This window comes from Mesorhizobium escarrei, from assembly GCF_935825525.1.
Lineage (GTDB): Bacteria > Pseudomonadota > Alphaproteobacteria > Rhizobiales > Rhizobiaceae > Mesorhizobium > Mesorhizobium escarrei.
This window is the reverse complement of sequence record NZ_CAKXZT010000058.1, coordinates 1-1,464: the sequence shown is the minus strand read 5'-3', so window position 1 is coordinate 1,464 and position 1,464 is coordinate 1. Positions and strand designations below refer to the sequence as shown.

The window sequence follows — 1,464 nt, the reverse complement described above, 5'->3', positions numbered from 1 at the left end:
GGCATGATGGGGTGGACGGCGCCCGACGGCATCGAATGTGCCAGAGTGAGGTCGTATGAGATCTCAAACAAGGGAGCCGTCCGTGGAACAGCTTATCCGCATTGGCATGGATACGTCCAAGAGTGTTTTTCAATTGCACGGTGTCGACGCTTTGGAGCGGCCTGTGCTGATCCGCAAGCTGCAGCGACGTGCGGTCGTTCCGTTCTTCGCCAGGTTGGCGCCGGTGAAGGTCGGGCTTGAGGCGTGCGGCGGCTCGCATCACTGGGCGCGCACGCTGTCGGCATTGGGCCACGATCCGGTGCTGATGGCGGCTCAGCACGTGAAGGCCTATTTGCGGCGCGGCAAGCACGACGCGGCCGATGCGGAGGCGAACTGCGAGGCGATGAGCCGGCCGAGAACCCGCTTCGTGGCGGTGAAGAGCGTCGAGCAGCAGGCGGGTCAGATGCTGTTTGGGGTGCGCGAGCAAATGGTTCGGCGGCGCACGCAGCTTTCCAATGCGATCCGCGGCCATGCGGCCGAGTTCGGACTGGTGGCTGCGAAGGGCCTTGCCCATGTCGAGCCGCTGCTGGCCCGCGTTGCAGTCGATGATGGCGTGCCGGCGCTGGCACAGGAGCTGTTCAACATGCTCGGCGAGGAATACCGCGCCACCTGCACCCGGCTGGCGGCGCTTGAGAAGAAGCTGGTGGCCCATTATCGCCAAGACGAGACCGCACGGCGGCTGGCTGCGATGCCCGGCGTCGGGCCGATCGGGGCAACGCTGCTCGGCATCAAGGTCGGCGACGCAACAGCATTCAGGTCGGGACGCGACTTCGCGGCATGGCTGGGGCTGACGCCGAAAAACCACTCGACGGCCGGCAAGACCCGGCTGGGTGTGATCACGCGGGCCGGCGACGAGATGCTGCGGCAGGTGCTGGTGGTGGGTGCGACGGCACACATCCAGCAGGTGCGGCGCGGCCGCATCGCGGCCTCGCCGTGGCTGGCCGCGCTGCTTGCACGCAAGCCGCCAAAGCTGGCGGCGGTGGCGCTGGCAAACAAAAACGCCCGCATCGCCTGGAAGATGATGGTGACGGGCGAGCCATACCGTTGCGACCAAGCGGGCAGTTTGGCACCGGCCTCGCCGCCGTCAAGGCCGTCCGGCGCCGCCTGCGGCGGTGGCCTGCGGCCAGCCTTGACCGCGGCTCCGTCCGAGGCCGCCATGCCCTGACTGGTCGCAACGGAGAGACACCGGGAATACAAGCTCTTGCAACGGAAGGAAGATGGCGTGATCGATCGATCCGTGACGCGCGAAACTCCGAGGGATCCTTTGGCCGACGGAAATCGCTGGCATGATTGGAACGGGCGTCGCGAAACCCACCTTGGCCAGCGGCTGAAACGACCGCACCAACAGGCCGGACATATGGACGCAAGCGATCGAAACCGCCTGACGCCAACCATTGCAGACAGGGCGCCGTCCACATATGGATC

General features: G+C 66.2%; 1 pseudogene. It reads left to right on the top strand.

From position 1 onward, the window contains the following. Positions 1-82 precede the first annotated feature (82 nt). Positions 83-1,096 (top strand): annotated as a pseudogene (locus tag NMG80_RS04485) (IS110 family RNA-guided transposase); the annotation flags it as partial. Positions 1,097-1,464 lie beyond the last annotated feature (368 nt).